General features: G+C 74.0%; 22 protein-coding genes. 9 read left to right on the top strand and 13 right to left on the bottom strand.

Translation table 11 applies throughout. The features are described from left to right. Positions 1 to 88 precede the first annotated feature (88 nt). Complete coding sequence (locus tag OTB16_RS09020) at positions 89 to 1,582, top strand: AMP-binding protein (RefSeq protein WP_267719455.1); 1,494 nt, start codon at positions 89 to 91, stop codon at positions 1,580 to 1,582. Positions 1,583 to 1,812: 230 nt separating this feature from the next. Here the strand turns inward: OTB16_RS09020 and OTB16_RS09015 are convergent, their stop codons facing one another. From OTB16_RS09015 to OTB16_RS08990, 6 genes are all read right to left on the bottom strand, one after another. Beyond that, entirely contained in the window at positions 1,813 to 2,493 is a 681-nt protein-coding gene (locus OTB16_RS09015; RefSeq protein ID WP_267719454.1) for a DUF4230 domain-containing protein, read from the bottom strand. Between the two features lie 42 nt (positions 2,494 to 2,535). Further along, positions 2,536 to 3,708 carry a serine hydrolase domain-containing protein gene (locus OTB16_RS09010; protein ID WP_267719453.1) on the bottom strand — a complete coding sequence of 391 codons (1,173 nt, stop codon included), beginning with the start codon at positions 3,706 to 3,708 and terminating at the stop codon, positions 2,536 to 2,538. Between the two features lie 186 nt (positions 3,709 to 3,894). After that, positions 3,895 to 4,074 carry a hypothetical protein gene (locus tag OTB16_RS09005; protein ID WP_267719452.1) on the bottom strand — a complete coding sequence of 60 codons (180 nt, stop codon included), beginning with the start codon at positions 4,072 to 4,074 and terminating at the stop codon, positions 3,895 to 3,897. Positions 4,075 to 4,138: 64 nt separating this feature from the next. After that, positions 4,139 to 5,356: an RNA polymerase sigma factor gene (locus tag OTB16_RS09000; protein ID WP_267719630.1), complete on the bottom strand. Its 1,218-nt coding sequence runs from the start codon at positions 5,354 to 5,356 to the stop codon at positions 4,139 to 4,141. A gap of 92 nt (positions 5,357 to 5,448) precedes the next feature. Next, the gene (locus OTB16_RS08995; protein WP_267719451.1) at positions 5,449 to 5,865 is read right to left on the bottom strand and encodes a YciI family protein; all 417 of its coding nucleotides are present in this window, start codon (positions 5,863 to 5,865) and stop codon (positions 5,449 to 5,451) included. A 129-nt stretch (positions 5,866 to 5,994) separates the two neighbouring features. Beyond that, positions 5,995 to 6,117: a hypothetical protein gene (locus OTB16_RS08990; RefSeq protein ID WP_267719450.1), complete on the bottom strand. Its 123-nt coding sequence runs from the start codon at positions 6,115 to 6,117 to the stop codon at positions 5,995 to 5,997. A gap of 111 nt (positions 6,118 to 6,228) precedes the next feature. Between OTB16_RS08990 and OTB16_RS08985 the strand changes: the two genes are divergently transcribed. Next, positions 6,229 to 6,393, top strand: coding sequence for a hypothetical protein (locus tag OTB16_RS08985; RefSeq protein WP_267719449.1), 165 nt, complete (start codon positions 6,229 to 6,231; stop codon positions 6,391 to 6,393). Further along, positions 6,390 to 6,770 carry an ATP-binding protein gene (locus OTB16_RS08980; RefSeq protein WP_267719448.1) on the top strand — a complete coding sequence of 127 codons (381 nt, stop codon included), beginning with the start codon at positions 6,390 to 6,392 and terminating at the stop codon, positions 6,768 to 6,770. Before OTB16_RS08985 ends, OTB16_RS08980 begins: the two co-directional genes overlap by 4 nt. 140 nt (positions 6,771 to 6,910) lie before the next feature. Here OTB16_RS08980 and OTB16_RS08975 read toward each other — a convergent pair whose 3' ends face one another. Next, positions 6,911 to 7,111, bottom strand: a complete 201-nt coding sequence (locus OTB16_RS08975) for a hypothetical protein (RefSeq protein ID WP_267719447.1) — start codon at positions 7,109 to 7,111, stop codon at positions 6,911 to 6,913. Positions 7,112 to 7,309: 198 nt separating this feature from the next. On the opposite strand from OTB16_RS08975, the gene OTB16_RS08970 reads away from it, so the two are divergent. Both OTB16_RS08970 and OTB16_RS08965 read left to right on the top strand, forming a co-directional pair. Next, the gene (locus OTB16_RS08970; RefSeq protein WP_267719446.1) at positions 7,310 to 7,741 is read left to right on the top strand and encodes a GNAT family N-acetyltransferase; all 432 of its coding nucleotides are present in this window, start codon (positions 7,310 to 7,312) and stop codon (positions 7,739 to 7,741) included. A gap of 69 nt (positions 7,742 to 7,810) precedes the next feature. Continuing rightward, a complete protein-coding gene (locus OTB16_RS08965; protein ID WP_267719445.1) occupies positions 7,811 to 8,698 on the top strand; it encodes a PhzF family phenazine biosynthesis protein in 888 nt (295 codons plus the stop codon). Positions 8,699 to 8,779: 81 nt separating this feature from the next. Here the strand turns inward: OTB16_RS08965 and OTB16_RS08960 are convergent, their stop codons facing one another. Next, positions 8,780 to 9,067, bottom strand: a complete 288-nt coding sequence (locus OTB16_RS08960) for a hypothetical protein (protein WP_267719444.1) — start codon at positions 9,065 to 9,067, stop codon at positions 8,780 to 8,782. Positions 9,068 to 9,336: 269 nt separating this feature from the next. On the opposite strand from OTB16_RS08960, the gene OTB16_RS08955 reads away from it, so the two are divergent. Next, positions 9,337 to 10,104 (top strand): hypothetical protein, encoded by a 768-nt coding sequence (locus tag OTB16_RS08955; protein WP_267719443.1) that lies wholly within the window; start codon positions 9,337 to 9,339, stop codon positions 10,102 to 10,104. Positions 10,105 to 10,207: 103 nt separating this feature from the next. After that, entirely contained in the window at positions 10,208 to 11,773 is a 1,566-nt protein-coding gene (locus OTB16_RS08950; protein ID WP_267719442.1) for an oleate hydratase, read from the top strand. On the opposite strand, the gene OTB16_RS08945 is transcribed toward OTB16_RS08950, so the two are convergent. Together OTB16_RS08945 and OTB16_RS08940 are read right to left on the bottom strand one after the other, a co-directional pair. Continuing rightward, positions 11,710 to 12,426, bottom strand: a complete 717-nt coding sequence (locus OTB16_RS08945; RefSeq protein ID WP_267719440.1) for a lysophospholipid acyltransferase family protein — start codon at positions 12,424 to 12,426, stop codon at positions 11,710 to 11,712. The genes OTB16_RS08950 and OTB16_RS08945 overlap by 64 nt on opposite strands. 157 nt (positions 12,427 to 12,583) lie before the next feature. Next, positions 12,584 to 12,889: a cupin domain-containing protein gene (locus OTB16_RS08940; RefSeq protein ID WP_267719439.1), complete on the bottom strand. Its 306-nt coding sequence runs from the start codon at positions 12,887 to 12,889 to the stop codon at positions 12,584 to 12,586. Positions 12,890 to 13,364: 475 nt separating this feature from the next. Here OTB16_RS08940 and OTB16_RS08935 point away from each other — a divergent pair, with 475 nt between their 5' ends. Then, the gene (locus tag OTB16_RS08935) at positions 13,365 to 15,890 is read left to right on the top strand and encodes a D-alanyl-D-alanine carboxypeptidase family protein (RefSeq protein WP_267719438.1); all 2,526 of its coding nucleotides are present in this window, start codon (positions 13,365 to 13,367) and stop codon (positions 15,888 to 15,890) included. A 123-nt stretch (positions 15,891 to 16,013) separates the two neighbouring features. Here the strand turns inward: OTB16_RS08935 and OTB16_RS08930 are convergent, their stop codons facing one another. Together OTB16_RS08930 and OTB16_RS08925 are read right to left on the bottom strand one after the other, a co-directional pair. Beyond that, on the bottom strand, positions 16,014 to 16,196 hold the full coding sequence (locus tag OTB16_RS08930; RefSeq protein WP_267719437.1) for a hypothetical protein: 183 nt from the start codon (positions 16,194 to 16,196) through the stop codon (positions 16,014 to 16,016). Between the two features lie 101 nt (positions 16,197 to 16,297). Beyond that, positions 16,298 to 16,723, bottom strand: a complete 426-nt coding sequence (locus tag OTB16_RS08925) for a TetR-like C-terminal domain-containing protein (protein WP_267719629.1) — start codon at positions 16,721 to 16,723, stop codon at positions 16,298 to 16,300. A gap of 89 nt (positions 16,724 to 16,812) precedes the next feature. On the opposite strand from OTB16_RS08925, the gene OTB16_RS08920 reads away from it, so the two are divergent. Next, positions 16,813 to 17,388 carry an SDR family NAD(P)-dependent oxidoreductase gene (locus OTB16_RS08920; RefSeq protein ID WP_267719436.1) on the top strand — a complete coding sequence of 192 codons (576 nt, stop codon included), beginning with the start codon at positions 16,813 to 16,815 and terminating at the stop codon, positions 17,386 to 17,388. A 107-nt stretch (positions 17,389 to 17,495) separates the two neighbouring features. Here the strand turns inward: OTB16_RS08920 and OTB16_RS08915 are convergent, their stop codons facing one another. Beyond that, positions 17,496 to 17,867 (bottom strand): low affinity iron permease family protein, encoded by a 372-nt coding sequence (locus OTB16_RS08915; protein ID WP_267719435.1) that lies wholly within the window; start codon positions 17,865 to 17,867, stop codon positions 17,496 to 17,498. Positions 17,868 to 18,014 lie beyond the last annotated feature (147 nt).

Here is an 18,014-nt window from a genome sequence, read left to right as displayed (position 1 = left end):
TGCGCCCGGCGCCCCGGGCGGGGAGCGCGGCACGCCCCGCACGGCCTGTACGGTCGGCCGGAACGCACGGAAAGGCGGGTCGTACGTGGTGGCCGCACGGTATGTCACAGAACTGGTGGAGTCGTTCGAGCGGCACGCGGAGCGGCCGGCGATCGGCGTCGGCCCCGATGTCGCGCGTTACGCGGAGGTGCTGGACGCGGTGTACCGGCTGGCGGGGGTGCTCGCGGAGGCGGGCGTCCGGCGCGGGTCGGGACTCGCCTGCGTGACGGGCCGCAACCGCCCCGAGGTGCTGGCGGTACGCCTCGCCGCGCACGTGCTGGGCGCGCGGCTCACGCAGGTGCTCGCCGGACCGGCCCTGTACGGGCTGGACTTCATCCTGCGGGACTGCCGGCCCGGCCTGGTGGTGCACGACGTGCCGGTGCCGGCAACCGGGGTTCCCCGGATCGGCCTGGACGAGCTGCTCGGGCGGGCCGCCGCGCGGGAGGGCACGGTGATTCCCGTACGGGCCCGCGAGGACGACGTGGCCCGCGTGACCTACACCGGCGGGACCACGGGACGGCCCAAGGGGGTGGCCTCCACCTTCGGCGCGATGGCCGCGCGGAACTCCGCGCGCGACGCGGGATGGGCGGAGCCGGTCTACCTGTCGGTCACGTCCCTGGCCCAGCGGTCCGGCGGGCGGTGCGTGGAACAGCTGCGGGCCGGGGGCCGGGTGGAGGTCCTCGACCCGTTCGGGCCACGGGAGTTCGCCGCCGCCTGCCGGCGTCTGGGGCGGGTGTCGACGTACCTGACCACCTCGATGGTGTACCGCCTGCTGGACGACCCGGAGACCGCCGCGGGCGTGCCCGGTCTGGAGGCGGTCTCGTACGGCGATTCGCCCGTCCACCCGGAGCGGCTGCGGGAGGCGGTGTCCCGCTGGGGCGGACGGTGGCAGCAGGGCTACGGCATGAACGAGGCGGCGGTGATCTGCCGGCTGACCCCCGCCGACCACGAGGCCGCGGTGACCGGCAGGCCGGAGCTGCTGGCCTCGGCGGGGCGGCCCGTCGCGGGGGTCGAGGTGGAGGTCCGCGACGAGCGGGGCGCGGCGGTGCCCGGCGGGCGTACGGGCGAGGTGTGGATGCGGTCGGCGGCGATGATGGCCGGGTACTGGGGCAGGCCCGACCTGACGGACGGGGCGCTGAGCGGGGGGTGGCTGCGGACCGGGGATCTGGGGCACCTCGGGCCGGACGGGTACCTGTACCTCGACGACCGGGTCAAGGACGTGGTGATGGTCGACGGGGACAACGTGTACTGCCTGCCGGTCGAGGCGGCCCTGACCCGGCATCCGGGGGTGACGCGGGCGGTGGTGGTGGGCCGGCACAGCGACCTGACGGGCGAGGAGGTGTGCGCGTTCCTCGTGCCTTCCGCGGGCTGGACCGGGAGCGCGGAGACGGCCGTGGAGGCGTGTGACCTGGTGGAAAGGGCGCTGGCTCCGGCCCACCGGCCCACGGCGGTGTTCTGGGAGCGGGAGATCCCGCTGACGGCCCGCGGCAAGCCGGACAAGCGGCTGCTTCGGGAGCGCCTGGGCGGCGGTCCGCCGCCGTAGCCGGGGGCTCCCCGGTCACCGGCGGCGGCAGGTCTCGGCCTTCTCTTACGGGTCTTGCCGGGCCGGCGACGCCCGGCAAGACTCCCGGCACCACACCTGGCCGCGCTGTCGGAGCGCCCGGGTACGTCCCCCGTACACGTCCCCCGTACACGGTGCGCCCCTGCGTCTTGCCGTGCACGGCACCGGACGCCGCGGGCTCGGCCGACAAGATCCGAAAGAGACGGCCTGGTCTAGACGAAGGTGACGGTGACCCGGCTGAAGCCGAGGGAGCGCAGCAGCCCCTCCAGCATCGCGGCGGTGTTCTTCTCCGCCCGCTGGGTGAGGCCGCTGTCGCGGGCGGCGTCGGCGATGTGCCGGACGGCGAGCTTCTGTACGGCCTGCTCACCGGCCGGGTTGCCGGAGAAGAAGTCGCCGAGGCGGTCCAGGAGTCCTCGTTCCTTGGACACCGCGTAGGAGCGGGCGGGGTCGAGGGCGGGGTCGCCGAGGCCGGCGTGCGGCAGCCGCAGGACGGCCTCGGTGCGGTCCTCGTTGACGGTGACGCTCTGCTCGCCGAGGCGGCCGAGGTCGACGTACGCGCTGACCGTGCCGGCGCCCACATACAGGGTGCGGGTGCCGCGGATGGCGTCGGGCAGCAGCTTCGCGTCCTTCTCCAGGTCCACCACGACCTGGTAGTTCCCGGCCGCGCCCTCGTACCGGCTCATGTCCTGGATCGACTTGAGCACGGCGGGGCCCGTCCGGTCGCGGGTCTCGTCGCCGAAGAGCGCGCCGAAGCCGGGGACGAGGCTGAAACGGCCCGCGATGACGAGCAGCGCGGCGAGGGCCACGAGCACGGCTGCCGTCCGCACCAGCCAGCGGGAGCCGGATCTCGCCGACTTCCCCGGTTCTTCGCGGAGTTGAGTGGAAGTCTCCATGCCTTCCGGATGCCCCGTCCGCGCGGGGCTACCCCCTCCCCCTCAGCGGCGCGCGGCGGCGTACCGCCAGAAGTCCCGCATGAGGCCGGGCGAGGACGGGCCGCTCAGCTCCCGCTGGGTGAGGAGGACGGCGACCGTGCCGGTGGCGGGGACCACGTGGGCGGCGGTGCCGGTGCCGCCGGTCCAGCCGTAACGGCCCGGGACGTTCCACGGGTCGAGGCGGTCCACGTCGACCGAGCCGCCGAAGCCCCATCCCTGGCCCTCCAGGAAGAGGGTTCCCGCCGCGCGCTGCTCCGCCGTGAGGTGGTCGGTGGTCATCCGGCGCACGGACTCCGGGGAGAGCAGCCGCCCGCCCTCGTACGCGCCCTCCGCGAGCAGCATCCGGCCGAAGGCGAGCCAGTCGTCCGCCGTGGAGACGAGGCCGCCCGCCCCGGAGGGGAAGGCGGGCTGACGGGCCCACTGGCCGTCGGGGGCGTCGAGGAGTTCGGGGGCACCCCCGTCGGGGGCGGCGCGGTAGTAGGAGGTGAGGCGGTGGAGCCGGGCCTGCGGTACGGCGAAGCCGGTGTCGGTCATGCCGAGGGGCTCGAAGACGCGCTCCGCCAGGAGGTCCGGGAGGGGCATCGCGGCGGCGCGGGCGAGGAGGACTCCGAGGATGTCGGAGCAGGTGTTGTACAGCCAGGCCCGGCCCGGCTGGTGGAGGAGCGGGATGCGGGCCAGGGCCGCGGTCCAGGCGTCGGGGCTGGCGACCTGCTGCGGCTGTGGCGGGCCCTGCTTCAGCTCGCTGAAGAGCAGCTGGACCGCGGGAAGCGAGAAGTCGGAGGGGAAGCCGTATCCCGCGCGGAAGGTGAGGAGGTCCTCGACGGTGATCGGGCGCTGGGCGGGGACCACGTCGTCGACGGGAGAGGACGGCGTGCGGACGACCATGGGCGCGGCGAGTTCGGGGAGCCAGCGCGCGACGGGCGCGTCGAGGGTGAGCGAACCGTCCTCGACCAGCATCATCGTCGCCGCGGCGGTCACCGGCTTGGTGATCGAGGCGATCCGGAAGAGGGAGTCGCGGGCCATGGGGGCCGAGCCGGCGGTGTCGACGGAGCCGGCGGCCGCCACCTCGACGTCGTCGCCGTGGGCGATCAGTGCGACCGCGCCGGGGAGGGTTCCGTCCTCGATGTGTGCCTGGAGGAGGCCGTGCAGGTCGCTCGGACCGTGCGGGTCGCTCATGTCCACCATCTCGCTTCTCTCGCGTACGGGTGCTCGTGGAGCTCGCGTACGGGTGCTCGTGGAGCTCGTGGGAGAAGACTGCCGCCGGCCCGGGGATTCATCGGTCCGGCGCGAGGGTGGGGGTGGGGCCGCGGATCGGCCGCGCGGGCCCGGCCGGGGGCCGGGTGCGCGGGTTCCGGGGCATCGTCAGGCGGCCGGTACGACCGAGGCCCTTATCGCCGCGGCCCACTCCTGGAGCAGCTTCGCGTGACGCACGCGTTCGGCGTCGGACAGGCGGCCCTCGGCGCGGGCGAAGAGGCAGCGGATGTCGGCGTTGATCTCGGCGAGGGGGCGCTCGGGGGCGGTGGTGTCATTGGTCGGGCTCACGTGATCAAGAGTAGGGGGCGGGTCTGACAGCCGGGTGCCGTGTCCGTCATGCGGACGCCGTCGGTCACTCGGCGATACGGGCCGCCCGCGCCTGGAGGTAGCGGCGCTCCGGGATGCTGAGGGTGAGCCCGGCCGCCCTGGCGTAGGCGGCGCGGGCCGCCGGGAGGTCACCGGCCCGTTCCAGCAGGTGGGCCCGTACGGCCTCGAGGCGGTGGGTGCCGGTCAGCCGGTCGTCGCCGTCCAGGGCGGACAGCAGGGCCAGGGCCCGGCGTGGTCCGTGCACCATGGCCACGGCGACCGCGCGGCCCAGCTGCTCCGCGGGGCCGGGCACGATCCGGATCAGGACCTCGTACAGGGCGAGGATCTGCGGCCAGTCGGTGTCCTCGTCGCTCGCGGCCTCGTCGTGGACGGCGGCGATCGCGGCGCGCAGCTGGTAGGGGCCGAGCCGGGTGCGCGTGAGGGCGTCGGTGAGCAGGGCGACTCCCTCCGCGACGGCGGCGCGGTCCCAGCGGGTGCGGTCCTGCTCGGCGAGGGGGACCAGGCCGCCGTCCGGGGTGGTGCGGGCGGCGCGGCGGGCGTCGGTGAGCAGCATGAGGGCGAGCAGCCCGGCGACCTCGCCGTCGGCGGGGAGCAGCCGGTGGACGGAGCGGGTGAGGCGGATCGCCTCGGTGGCGAGGTCGGCGCGCTGGAGGTCGCGGCCGGAGGTGGCGGTATGGCCCTCGTTGAAGATCAGGTAGAGGACGTGCAGCACGTCGGCGAGCCGGTCGGCGTGCTCCTGTGCCTCCGGGAGGCCGAACGGCGCCCCCGAGGCCTTGATCCGCCGTTTCGCGCGGCTGATGCGCTGGGCCATCGTCGCCTCCGGGACGAGGTGGGCCCGGGCGATCTCGGCGGTGGTGAGGCCTCCCACGGCGCGCAGGGTGAGCGCGGTCCGGGCCTCGGGGGAGAGCTCGGCCCCGCAGCACAGGAAGAGCAGTTTGAGCGTGTCGTCCTCGGCGGGGGCCCGGTCCTCGCCCGGCGGCGGGGTGGTGAAGGCGTCGCGCGGGGTCAGCGCGGCGGCGGTCTCCTCGCGGCGGCGGCGGGAGTCGTCGGCGCGCAGCTGGTCCACGAGCCGGCGGGAGGCGACCCGGATCAGCCAGCCGCGCGGGTTGCGGGGGCGGCCTTCGGCGGGCCACTGGCGTGCGGCGGCGAGCAGGGCCTCCTGTACGGCGTCCTCGGCCGCGTCGAAGTGTCCGTAGCGGCGGACGAGCGCGCCGAGGACCTGCGGGGCCAGGTGGCGCAGCAGGTCCTCGTGCGCGGCGGCCTCCCCGGACGCGGGGGTTCCGCGTCCGGGGCCGGGGGCGCGTCCGGGGGCGCGTCCGGGGCCTGGGGCCTCGGTCACATCTCGGTCCCCGAGGCGCCGCCCACGGGATGGACGACGACCGGGGGATTCGGGGCGCCTTCGGGAACGGGGCAGGCATGGGCGCGGGCGGCGATCTCGGCGGCCCGGGCGAAGTCCGGGACGTCGATGATCCAGTAGCCGGCCAGTACCTCCTTCGTCTCCCCGTACGGTCCGTCGCTCACCACGGGGGCGCCGTCGGCTCCGGCGGTGACCAGGCGGGCCTGGCGGGGTTCGGCGAGTCCCTGGCCGTCGACCCACTCGCCCGCTTCGGCGAGGTCGTCGTTCAGGGAGCCCATGTGGTCGAACATCGCCTTCACGTCGGCTTCGGACCAGGCCGGGTTGCCCTCGCTCGCCCGGCCGGCCATGGCCTCGTAGTCGGCCTGCTTCCCGAGGACCATCAGCATGTACTTCATGGGGTGCCACTCCTTTGTGTTCGCGGGCCCCGACGCGGGCGGGGGGCCTTTCGCAGGGGACGTCGGAGCCGTTCCTCCCATTTCGACACGTCGGCTGCGGCGGCGCGCGCCGGATTCGCCGGCCGGCGCCTACGGGAGGGACAGCTTGCCCCACTTGAGCCGGAGGATCTCGTCGCAGGCCCCGACCACCGGCTGCGAGTGGGTGACGACGATGACGCACTTTCCCTCGTCGTGGGCGAGCTTGCGGCACACCTCGACGGCGGTCGGCGCCGGCTACCGCCCCGACGACGCGTGAGGACCCCGCGCTTTCCGCGGCGACGTGTGGGTGCCCTGCGGGCGCCGCGCGGCCCGTACGGTCCGCCGGTGCGCCGACTGGGCATCCGGGGGCGGCTGTTCGCGGGTTTCGCGGGGGCGCTCGCGGTGTGCGCCGCGCTGGTGGTGGCCCTCGTCTGCTTCGGCATCCGGTACCTGCCGACGTACGACATCCCGGTGGTCCGGTGCCGCCGCACTCCGTGCGGACGCCGGTGAAGGGGAGCCCGTACGAGGGCGCCGCCACCACCAAACCGGTCCGCACGAAACAGGACGTGCGGGCGGCGGTGCTCGGCGTCTCGGCCGGCGGGGTCCTGGTGATCATGGCGGTGGGTCTGGGCGCCGGCTGGGTCGTCTCGCGGCGGCTCCTGGCGCCGCTGTACGAGGTGGCCGGCGCGGCCGCCAAGGCCAGGGACGGGGGCCTCGCCTACCGCATCACCGCGGCGTTCTGCCGCGCGCGGTCGCGGGTCGGTACCGGGCACGGGCTGGGGCTGGCGCTGGTCCGCTCGATAGCGGTGGCCCACCGGGGCTCCGCCTCGGCGGCGGCGAACCCGGAGGGCGGGCTGACGGTGCGGGCCTCGTTCCCCGCCCCGTGAGCGCGGAACCCGTGGAGGCGTGGAGCCCGTGGAGGCGTGGGACCCGCGGAGAGGCCACGGAGCCCGCGGGGCCGGCCGGCCTCGGCCGTTCCGCGGCTGTGGCAACGCGTGAACGGCCGGGAGGCGTTACAGGGGGTGGGTCAGTTGTTGGAGCCGACCGTGTTGTCGTGGCCCGCGTTGAACACGTCGTCCGCGGCGAACTGGAGCCAGTCGCCGAAGACGAGCGTGTAGGAGTTCTGCGGGGCGACGTTGACCGTGACGTCGGCGGCAGCCGCGGACGCACCGCCGAACACGATGGCACCGGCGGCGAGGACGGAGAACAGGGTGCGCGCAGAACACATGATTCCACCTTTCGCAAGGGAGACAGAAGGGGATGAATCGCACCCCAGAACCTAGAGAGGACCCACCCCGCTGTCCCGCCACTCGGCGGGGGCCGGCCAACACCAAGCCGATTGGTCGAACCACCGCGGCACGGGCGCCGGGCCGCTCCCAGGGCGGCGCCGTGGGGGCGCACGCCACCGCCGCACTACCCTGACCCCATGAAGATCATCGACTTCGAGCCGGGCGATCCCCGGCTGACCGAGGACCTCCTCCCGGTGCTGCTGGAACTGCGCACCCACCTGACGGAGGACCTGTTCCGTTCGATCCTCGCGGAGGGGCACAGCCAGGGCCTGCGCTTCTCCGGCGCGTACGACACGGAGGGCCTGTGCGTGGGCGCGGCCGGCTGGCGGATCGTCGCCAACACCTTCCAGGGCCGCAAGCTCTACGTCGACGACCTGGTCACCCGGGCGACGGCGCGCTCCACCGGCGTGGGCCACGCACTCCTCGCCCACCTGGAGGAGCACGCCCGGGCGGCCGCGTGCACGGCCCTCACCCTCGACTCCGGCACCCAGCGGACCGATGCCCACCGGTTCTACTTCCGGGAGCGACTGGCCGTGACCGCCTTCAACTTCGAGAAGCGGCTCACCTGACACCTACGTCGGCCACTTTCCGGGAATTGGCCTTGCCGTGATCCGGATTGGCCTCGGTACGTTCACGGCATGCGCATCCAAATCGTAGACGCCTTCACCAGCCGCCCCTTCGCCGGAAACCCCGCGGGCGTCTGTCTGCTCCCGGCCGGGCCCTGGCCGGACGACCACCGGCTCAGGCGTATCGCCGCCGAACTGAACCATTCGGAGACGGCCTTCGCCCGGCCGCTCCCGGCCGGAGCCGGGACCGGCTGGGAGATCCGGTGGTTCACTCCGCTCGTCGAGACCAATCTGTGCGGCCATGCCACTTTGGCCACGGCGCACGCCCTGCGGCAGGAGGGGCTGCTGACCGGCCCGGTCCGCTTCAGCAGCCGGTTCAGCGGCGTCCTCACCGCGCACCCCGAGCCGGACGGGTCCCTCACCCTGGACTTCCCGGCCGCCCCCGGAACCGAGGTCCCCGTCCCCCGCGGACTGACCGAGGCCCTGGGGGTTGCGCCGGTCGCGACGCTGCGCACCGGGGCGCTCGGCGATCTGCTCACGGTGCTCCCCGACGAGGCGGCCGTACGGGGGGTACGGCCCGACCTCGGGGCGATCGCCACCCTGACCCGGCGCGAGGAGCTGCGCGGCGTCATCGTCACGGCGGCTGCGGCGTCGGCGTCGGCGTCGGCGTCGGCGTCGGCTCAGCCTGCCCCGGATTCCGCCGGGGGGTCCGGCGAACCGGCGTACGACTTCGTCTCCCGGTTCTTCTCTCCCGCCGAGGGCATCCCCGAGGATCCGGTCACCGGCAGCGCCCACACGGCCCTGGCGCCCTACTGGGCGGCGCGGCTGGGCCGCACGGACCGCATGACCGGCTTTCAGGCCTCGGCACGGACCGGCCTGGTCGGGGTCGCGGTCCACGGCGACCGCGTCCACCTCACGGGGCGCGCGGTCACGGTCCTGGAGGCGGTCCTGCGCGTCTGACCGTGCGGGGAAGCGCGGGGCGCGCGGGCAGAAGGGGCGTGCGGGGCGCCCGGTGTGCGCCGATCCTTGCGGGCGGCCGGCTCAGAGGCGGTCCTCGCACTCCAGGATCCGGGTCCGCGGTGCGCCCACCAGCGCGGGAGCGGACTCGGGCGAGGACCAGACCCGGGCCGTGAGGAACTCCAGGAAGCCCTCGGCCTGCTCCGAGGTGTCGAAGTCCAGCTCAACGACCACGTACGCCGGGTCGTCCACGGGGCGCAGGACGCGGTGGCCGCGCACACCCGCCTCCCGCCGGGCGGGGGCGAAACGGTCGAAGGCGCCTTTCCACACGGCGAAGTCCGTGACGGGGTGCTCGACGTGCAGGCTGTACATGGCGCCTCCTCGGCGGACCGGAACCGGACCGGGACCGGACCGGGCCCGGCGGGCACTCCCCATCCTGCCGAAACCCCGCACGGCGCGCCCCGCGACGCGGTGCCGACGAGCGAGCCGGGGCCGGTCCGAGGCCTCGGACCCCTGCCCGCCGGACCCCGGCCGCCGTGACCGAACCGTCGCCGGTCCGAGGCCCGCGCGGGCTCGTCGGCGGGCGCCGTGCTTGTTAGGTTCCTGCTCCTGACACAGCCGATCCGGGGGGCACCGCTGTCATGTCCGCACGCGCCAGATCCTTCCGACTCCTGTCCGCCGCGGCCGTCACCGCCGTCCTGCTGGCGGGCACCGCCGGGTGCGGGGAGAAGGACCGTACGGCGAAGGGGGCGGCCTCCGAGCCGGCCGCCCCGCCTACGCCGACCGCCCCGGCCGCTCCGTCCTCCGCACCGGCTGCCGCGAGCGCGTCGGCCCCGGCACCCGGGGGGTCCCCGTCGGGCGGCGTCTCGGCCATTGCCTCCGTCCCACCGGCCCCGTCGTCCTCCGCCGGCGCCGCGCCTCCCGCCGCGCCCGCGCCGCGGGCCACGACGCCGCCTGCGGCGCCGACCCGCCTGACGGTGGCAGTGGAGACCCGGGGCGGCCGGCTCTCCCTCGTACGCGGGGGCCCGGCGCAGGAGTTCACGGTCACGCTGCGGAACGGCAACACGGCCGCGTACCGGCACCTCCTGGTCGCGTTCCAGATGGAGACGCTCGTCGACGGGTCCGGCGGCGGGCCGGGCGCCGGACCGGGCTTCGCCCTGGAACGGCGCGAACCGGCCTCCGGCGCCTGGCGCCCGGCCGCCCTGCGCGTCGCCAACGACCGCATGCCGCCGTCGCTGTTCACGGGCGGCTCCGCGCTCGCCGTCGGGGAGGTCCGCGTCGAGCGCTACCGGCTGCGGGCGAACGCCGCGGGCCCCGCCGGCAGCACCCCCGTGGTCGTCTCCTTCATCGACACGGACGCGGACCGCGAGGCGGCCGGCCACGTGAACCTCGTCCACGCGACCCGATGAGGGAGGTCCGGGCCGGAACGCGCGCCAGAACCGCGCAGAACGTGAGGAATCGGTACTGTCGAGGCCGTCCAGGACTCCTCTGGCGGTCGAGAGAGGTACGAGGATGGCCAAGGCCCATTTGGTGGGAAGCGGGATCGCCTCACTGTCCGCGGCGGCGTTCCTGATCCGCGACGGAGGCTTCGCGGGCCGGGACATCGTCATCCTGGAGGAACAAGACCGGGAGGGCGGGAGCCTGGACGCGGCGGGCTCTCCGGAGGCGGGCTACACCATGCGCGGCGGCCGCATGTTCGAGATCCATTTCGACTGCACGTACGACCTGCTGGGGTCGATCCCGTCCCTCGACGACCCGTCCAAGTCGGTCACCGAGGACACGTTCGCCTTTCACGAGGACTTCGCCTGGGACGACCACGCGCGCCTGGTCGACGGCGGGGGCAGGGTGGTCGACGCCCACTCGATGACCTTCTCCGAGCGGGACCGCCTCGAACTGGTCCGGTGCGTCGCCACCCCCGAGCACCAGCTCGACGGGAAGCGCATCACCGACTGCTTCAGCGAGGGGTTCTTCACCACCAACTTCTGGTGGATGTGGTGCACGACCTTCGCCTTCGAACCGTGGCACAGCGCGATCGAGTTCCGGCGCTACCTCAATCGGTTCATCCACCTCTTCAAGACCTTCGACACCATGTCGGGGATCTACCGCACCCGCTTCAACCAGTACGACTCGATCGTGCGCCCGCTGCTGGAGTGGCTGACGGACCAGGGGGTGACGGTACAGCTCGGCACCCGCGTCACGGACCTGCGGCTGGCCGCGGGCGACGGGCTGACCGTCGAGGCCCTGGTGTGGGAGCGCGACGGGCGCGGCGGTGAGACCCCGGTCGGGCCGGACGACCTCGTGATGGTCACCAACGGGTCGATGACCGCCGACTCCACGCTGGGGACGACCGACTCCGCACCCGTCCTGGACACGTCGGGTGCGGCCGGGTCGTGGGCGCTGTGGGAGGCCCTCGCTGCCGGCCGGCCGGAGCTGGGCCGGCCCGAGGTCTTCCACTCCTGCGTCGAGGAGTCGACGTGGGAGTCGTTCACCGTCACCACGAAGGACCCGACGTTCTTCAAGCTGATGCAGGAGTTCAGCGGCAGCGAGGCCGGAAAGGGCGGCCTGATCACCTTCAAGGACTCAGGGTGGCTGCTGACCATCGCCCTCAACCACCAGCCGCACTTCCGCGACCAGCCCGAGGACACCTTCGTGTGGTGGGGGTACGCGCTGTTCCCCGACCGCGACGGGGACTTCGTCAAGAAGCCGATGACGCGGTGCACGGGACGGGAGATCCTCGACGAGGTGCTCCGGCACCTGCGGTTCGGGCAGCGGCAGCAAATCCTCGACGGGTCCGTCGTCATCCCGGCCCTGATGCCCTACATCACCAGCCAGTTCCTGGTGCGCTCCGGGGGCGACCGGCCGCAGGTGGTTCCCGTGGGGTCGACGAACCTGGCCTTCATCGGGCAGTACGCGGAGGTCCCGGACGACGTGGTCTTCACCGTCGAGTACTCCGTACGCACCGCCTGGACCGCGGTGGCCACGCTGCTCGGTCTCGACCGGCAGCCGCCGCCCGTCTACAAAGGGCAGCACGACCCCAGGGTGTTGGTCGAGGCGCTGCAGACGCTGCACCGGCGCTGACCGGGGAGGGGTTCGCCGAGGGCGAGCACCGCGGTCCGCCAGGCGTCGGTGACGGCCTCGCGGGCGCGGTGGGTCGCCTCCGGAACCCCGGCGGGGAGCCGGAGCGGGGCCCCGATGTGGACGTGCAGGCCGGGGCGCCGGAGCGGGGCGGTGACGGTACCGGCGAGCTGCTTCACGCGTCCGCCGGAGCACAGGCGGCGGACCCCCGCCTGGCCCACCGGGACGACAGGAGCCCCGGTCGCGGCGGCGAGACGGGCCAGGCCGCTGCGGAAGGGGCCCGGGGCGGACTCCCCCGCGTCCCGCCGCCCCGGCAGCCGGCCCTCGCCGTAGAGCAGCACGCTGCGGCCGGAGGCGAGGGCCGCGGCCGCCGCCTCCAGGGACTCGGCGGCGCGCGCGGTTCCCCGGTGGACGGCGATGTGGCCCTCGCGCCGGAGCGCGGACCCGAGCACGGGCACCCGCCACAGGCCCGCCGTGGCCAGGACCACGGGCTCGATCCCGTGCCGGCGCAGCGCGGCGACGACGACGGCGGGGTCCGCGAGGGAGGTGTGGTTGGCGACGACGATGCCGCCGCCCGCGGGCACACCGTCGGGGTCGGCGGTGACGGTCAGCCGGCCGAAGGCGGGAACGACGGCGGCGGCGATCAGGCTGAGCATGGACGGCCCCGTTCGGTGGTGCTGTGGCTCGCTGAGCTGGTCCTCTCCATGATCGGTCGGCGAGGTGGCGGCCACATGAGTAGGCGTACTCAACCGGTGTGGGGGCCACCGGCACGGGCGTGGGAGCACGCCGGCCCCGGGGGGCCGGGCGCGGCGGTCAGGGGGTCGGCGGCTGCTTGAACTCGATCTCGACGAAGACCAGCCGTCCGGTGCCGGAGTTGACCACCTCGTGCGCGCCGCCGGCCTGGCGGGCGTACGTCTCCCCCGCGCGCAGCACCGACTCGGTCCGCGAGCCGTCGGGGGCGATCACGGTGATGCGGCCGTCCTCGACCGGAACCACCACGTAGTCGTACGCGTGCACGTGGTGGCCCGTGGTCGCTTCCGGCTCGAAGTCCCAGCGGGTGACCCGGGTCCTGGCGTCTTCGTACTGCACCGTGGCCCGGGCCGTCGTCTCGGTCGTCATGGCCGCTCCTCGTGTCGTGTGCGCGGGTTCCGCCCGCGCGCCGGTCCGGCGGCCCATCATGCCCCGCAGGACCTGCCGGGCCGGTGACCGACCGCCGGTCTTGACGGAGCGGCGACTCAGCCACCGGGCTACGCCGTGGTCACCGTCCCGCTGTCCGCAGTGGGTGTGCGGTGCGTACGCCTGCCCTTCACCGCGAACACCGGCTGGCCGGCGGGCCAGTTGTCCGAGCTGGAGGTGTACGCCCCGTAGTGCGGAGCGGGTGGTGAACGGCGGCCGGTGCGGTCCGGGAGTGGGCTGCTTTCCGCTGGTCGGCAGGGGGAAGTATGACCGAACGGTCACAGGATGCGGCAACGGGAACGCGGGGGGCGCGACCTCCATCTAGGGAGGAGGCGGGGCCCGCGCGCGGGTGTCGCCGGCGTGACGACATCAGCGGAGACCGGCGGGCTGCCGGGTGCGAACGGCAAGGCGGGGCCAAATGAAGGCGGTAACGGTGGCGGGCGGTTCCTCGGAGAATCCGAAGGTCGAAGTACCTGAGGAAGGGCCGCAGCCCCCGGAGGAGTCGAGCACCCCGTCCACGGCGGATGTGCCGGACGGGGACGCGGCAGCGGCGACGGACGCCGATGCGGGGGCGACGGGCGGTGACGTGCCGGAGGACGCGGACGGGACCCCGGGTCCCGCACGCGAGGAGGACCCGGCCGAGGGAAGCGGGGACGACGACCGCGCCGAGGCCGAGGGCGCGGCCCATGCAGCGGCCGAGGGCGAGCCGGACCGGCCGGCCGACGAGGACGGCGCCGAGGCCGGGGCAGGGGGCGAGTCGGGTGAGACCGGGACCGAAGCCCGCCCTGACACGGAGGCCGGGGCGAGCCCTGGTCCCGCGGCCGCGGCCACGGACGGCCCGGACACCGAAACGGCGGACTCCGAGCACACGTCCGGGACCTCGACCGAGACCGCGGACGACGCCCCGACCGCACCGGACACCACCCCGTCGGCCGCAGCGGACGGCAAGGCCGGGGCGAGCACGGAGGCCGAGCCCGGCACCGATGCGGAAACCGACTCCGAGCACGACGCGGCCCCCGCGACCGACGCCGCCGCCGACGCCGATGCCGACGCAAGCTCCGAAGCCGAAACCGACGCCGCTTCCAAGACCGCTTCCAACGCCGCCGCCGCCGATGCCAGGTCCGAAACCGAAGCCGAAGCCGCCTCCGAGCCCGCTTCCGACGACGACGCCGCCGCCACAGACGCGCCCGCTGAGGGCGGACCCGCCACCGAGGACGCCCCGGACCGCACCGGCTCGCCGGCCGAGGACGCGGAGGCCGCCGGGACCGGCGGGACGAAGCCGACACCGGCCGACCCGGCGCCGCCCAGGCGGCCGTCATGGGCGCAGGGCGCCGAACCCGGTGCGGCGCCTAAGCCCGACGCCGTATCCGGTGTCGGCTCGGAGTCAAAGTCGGAGTCGGAGTCCAAGGCCGCTTCCGCTCCCCATCCCAAGTCCAAGCCCACGTCCACGTCCACGTCCACGTCGGAGCCCGAATCCGAGGCCGTGCGGACGAGTCAGTTCGTCGCCCTCAAGCCCGTCGACATCCCCCGGCCCGCGCCGCAGCCCACGACCGCGCTCCCCCTCGTGCCCCCACCGGCGCCCGCACCCGGCCCGGCCCCCTCACCGTGGCCCGTGGTCACCGGGCCGAAGGGCGAGGTACCGCTCGACCTGCTGGCCGAACTCACCAACACGGCTCCCCCGCCCGAGACCCCCCGCCGCACCGCACTGCGCCGCGTCAAGATCTGGACGCCGATCCTGCTCGTACTGGCCGGAGCCGTCGCGGGCGCCCAGCTGCTGCGGCCCCTGCCCGACCCGAAGATCGTGGGTACGGAGTCCCTCCACACCATCGACGGCCAGTTCACGATCCCCTGGCCGGCCAAGGGCCAGGGTGCCGTCCGCGTGTCCGGCTCCGGTGACATCGGCACCTTCGGCGAGCAGAAGCCCGTCCCGACCGCCAGCGTCGCCAAGGTGATGACGGCGTACGTCATCCTGAAGAGCCGCCCGCTGCGCAAGGGCGAGCCCGGCCCCGACATCGTGGTCGACGCGAAGGCCGTGGCGGACGGCACCTCCGAGAGCGAGTCCCGGATCACGGGCCTCGTCGCCGGTACGAAGTTCAACCAGCAGGACATGCTCAAGATGCTCATGATCCCGTCGGGGAACAACGTCGCCCGGCTGCTGGCCCGTTGGGACACCGGCACCGACTCCGAGGCCGCCTTCGTCGAGAAGATGAACGCCGCCGCCAAGGAACTCGGCATGAACGACACCACGTACACCGACCCCAGCGGCCTGGACGCGAGCACCGTCAGCACGGCCACGGACCAGCTGAGGCTGGCCGAGGCGGTCATGGAGGACGAGGCGTTCCGCTCGGTGGTCGCGCTGCCCGACGCCCAGATCAAGGGGCTGCCGGGGCCGATCTACAACAACAACGACCTGCTCACCGCGCCCGGCCTGAGCATCCGTGGCATCAAGACCGGTTCGAGCACGCCCGCCGGCGGCACCCTGATGTGGGCGGCGTACAAGTCGGTCGGGGACGAGACGCCGCTGATCCTCGGCACGCTGATGGACCAGCGCGTGGAGAGCGGGCCGGACCCGGACGCCTCGAACAGCCTGATCCTGGTGAAGGCCAACAGCAAGAAGATCATCGAGGCCGTGCGGTCGGCACTGGCCTCGGCGCCGGTCATCCGCAAGGGGCAGGAGGTCGGGTACGTGGACGACGGGCTCGGGGGCCGCACCCCGCTCGTCGCCACCAAGGACGTGAACGTGGTCGGCGTCCCGGGCCAGCCGTTGCGGATCTCCCTCGGTTCCACGGCCGGGGCCGGTCCGGTGCCGCACTCGGCGAAGGCCGGGGCCGAGATCGGCGTGCTGACCGTGGGCGAAGGGGCCGGCGCCAAGAGCGTTCCGGTGGCGGTGCGGGGCGCTCTGGCGGAGCCTTCGTTCGGTACCCGGCTCACCCGCCTGGGCTGAGCGCGCGGCCCGGCCGGGCCCGTGGAGCGAAGAAGGCCGGTCCCCTCCGTGCGGAGGGAACCGGCCTCTTGTGTCAGCGTCCGCCCCGGGAGGTGCTCTGCCTCGTCAGGGTCATCGGAAGCGTCATGAGGTGCGATTCCTCCGCCGCGTCAGGCCTGTTCGCCTCGCACCGGCGACGAGCAGCCCACCACCTGCGAGAACCACGAAGATCGAGTAGGGAACGACGCCCACCACCTCGAAGAGGAACAAGGCGAGGAGAACGAGTCCGGCCGCCAGTTCCGCAGCCGCGATCCACTTCTTGTTCATGAGTGAGCTCCTTGGGTGTCTCGCGCACGGGAGGGGCGGTTTGGAGCGCCCCGGGGTAACGGGGCGGGGGCAGGGACGGGGGGCGGGGCGGGCCGGGGCGGCTATGCCGCTTCGCCGGCGTTCGCGACCATGCGGACGAGGGTGTCAAGGAGTTCCTCGGCACTGGCGTTCAGCCCTTCCGCGCCGAGGTGGCCGCTGAGCTCCATATCCGTGATGCCGTGGGTGCTGGTGAGCAGCAGGGCGCCGTAGTGCCGCGCGTTCCGCTCCCCGACGAGGTCGGCGACGATGGCCAGGAACTCGCCCTGGAAGCGGCCGGCCGCGCGCATGCGGTCTGCGGCCGGGTCGACCCCCGGTCCGCAGAGCTGTTGCCGGACGCGGTCGAGCCCTTCGCCGAGGTCTTCTGGGCGGTGTCCGCGGCGCCTGAACAGCATCTGGTAGAGGTGCGGCTGGTCCCGGCCGACTCCGACGAGGACGCGGAGAGCGCCGAGGAGCGTGGCGGAGGCCGACGGGGCCGGCTGGGCCCGCAGGGCGTGGACCTGGTCCGCGATCCGTTCCCAGCTCTCGGTCGCGAGGGCGGTCAGGAGGCTGTCCTTGCCCGTGAAGTGCCGGTACGGCGGTGGCGGAGTGGCGGCGGGTCTTCGAGGTCAACCTCTTCGGCCACATCGCCGTGACCCAGGCGCTCTTGCCCGCGCTGCTGCGCAGCAAGGGCCGGGTGATCAACATCAGCTCGATCGGCGGCAAGTACGCCATGGCCACGTACGGCGCTTACGCCGGCGCCAAGTTCGCCCTGGAGGCGGTCAGCGACTCGCTCCGCCGGGAGGTCGCGCCGCTGGGCGTCCAGGTGGTCGTGGTCGAGCCCGGCGGCGTCCGCACGGAGATCGCCGCCCGCGGGATCGCGACGGCGAACGACCTGGCCGCGCGGATGACTCCGGAGCAGGAGGAGCGTTACGGCGGCCTGGTCCGGGCGAACAACGAGCTGATGGCCTCGGGTACCGCGTCGGGTCTGACCGCCGACGCCGCCGCGCTGGTCATCGTGAAGGCCGTGACGGCCCGGCGGCCGCGTACCCGCTACACCGCCGGCCGGGATGCCGCCCTGGTCATGCGCCTGGGCCCGTTGCTGTCCGACCGCACGCTCGACCGCATCCTCGCCGCCAACCTGCGCCGCCACACCCCGAAGGGAGCCACGGCATGACCCACGGTACGAACCACGGCATGACCCGCACGGCCCCCGCCTCGCGTCGGCGTTGACCCGTACGCGGTCGGGCCGGGACGGGCGGGGGCCTGCCGGTACTCCTACTCCTACTCCTGCTCCTCCAGCCGGATGGCCCGCTTCAGGTCGTGGTGCGCCTTGCCCCCCTTGCCCTCCTGCTGCTCCAGCAGGGCGGCCGCGATGGCGTCGAGCTTGCGCTGGATGGCGTGTTCCGCGCGTCTCTCGGAGTTCTTCAGCAGGGCCAGCAGCAGGAGGGCCACCGCGCCCATGGCGTCACCCGTCAGGTGTTGCCAGCTCATGGACAGGTGCAGTACGTGGGCGACGAGAAAGGCCGCCACGAGGAGCACGCAGAGCACGGCGAACCCCGCGGAGCTGGTGAAGTTCGAGGCGAGCTCGGCGAATTTCTCGAATCGGCCGATCTTGCCGTTGGAGTTCTTCTCCGATGGATGTTCGATGCTCATGCTGCCCGCCTGCCCCGGCGGGACCTTCGGCACACCTCGGGCGAACCCCCGCTACCCGCGGGGCTGGGGCAGACGGCCCTCGTACGGGGCCGTGGAGACGGCCCGGCTCCGGGCGGTCACGGTTCCGGGGAGCCCCCGGGACCGTGA

Source organism: Streptomyces antarcticus (assembly GCF_026627255.1).
GTDB lineage: Bacteria > Actinomycetota > Actinomycetes > Streptomycetales > Streptomycetaceae > Streptomyces > Streptomyces antarcticus.
Note: the sequence above shows the minus strand (reverse complement) of the source record. Positions and strands in the feature narration are given on the sequence as shown.

Coding starts and splice junctions, on each gene's coding strand:
- OTB16_RS09015 (WP_267719454.1), bottom strand. CDS start 2,493: ATGGAGACTTCCACTCAACTCCGCGAAGAACCGGGGAAGTCGGCGAGA.
- OTB16_RS09010 (WP_267719453.1), bottom strand. CDS start 3,708: ATGAGCGACCCGCACGGTCCGAGCGACCTGCACGGCCTCCTCCAGGCA.
- OTB16_RS08995 (WP_267719451.1), bottom strand. CDS start 5,865: ATGAAGTACATGCTGATGGTCCTCGGGAAGCAGGCCGACTACGAGGCC.
- OTB16_RS08975 (WP_267719447.1), bottom strand. CDS start 7,111: ATGTGTTCTGCGCGCACCCTGTTCTCCGTCCTCGCCGCCGGTGCCATC.
- OTB16_RS08970 (WP_267719446.1), top strand. CDS start 7,310: ATGAAGATCATCGACTTCGAGCCGGGCGATCCCCGGCTGACCGAGGAC.
- OTB16_RS08965 (WP_267719445.1), top strand. CDS start 7,811: ATGCGCATCCAAATCGTAGACGCCTTCACCAGCCGCCCCTTCGCCGGA.
- OTB16_RS08960 (WP_267719444.1), bottom strand. CDS start 9,067: ATGTACAGCCTGCACGTCGAGCACCCCGTCACGGACTTCGCCGTGTGG.
- OTB16_RS08955 (WP_267719443.1), top strand. CDS start 9,337: ATGTCCGCACGCGCCAGATCCTTCCGACTCCTGTCCGCCGCGGCCGTC.
- OTB16_RS08950 (WP_267719442.1), top strand. CDS start 10,208: ATGGCCAAGGCCCATTTGGTGGGAAGCGGGATCGCCTCACTGTCCGCG.
- OTB16_RS08945 (WP_267719440.1), bottom strand. CDS start 12,426: ATGCTCAGCCTGATCGCCGCCGCCGTCGTTCCCGCCTTCGGCCGGCTG.
- OTB16_RS08940 (WP_267719439.1), bottom strand. CDS start 12,889: ATGACGACCGAGACGACGGCCCGGGCCACGGTGCAGTACGAAGACGCC.
- OTB16_RS08935 (WP_267719438.1), top strand. CDS start 13,365: ATGAAGGCGGTAACGGTGGCGGGCGGTTCCTCGGAGAATCCGAAGGTC.
- OTB16_RS08930 (WP_267719437.1), bottom strand. CDS start 16,196: ATGAACAAGAAGTGGATCGCGGCTGCGGAACTGGCGGCCGGACTCGTT.
- OTB16_RS08915 (WP_267719435.1), bottom strand. CDS start 17,867: ATGAGCATCGAACATCCATCGGAGAAGAACTCCAACGGCAAGATCGGC.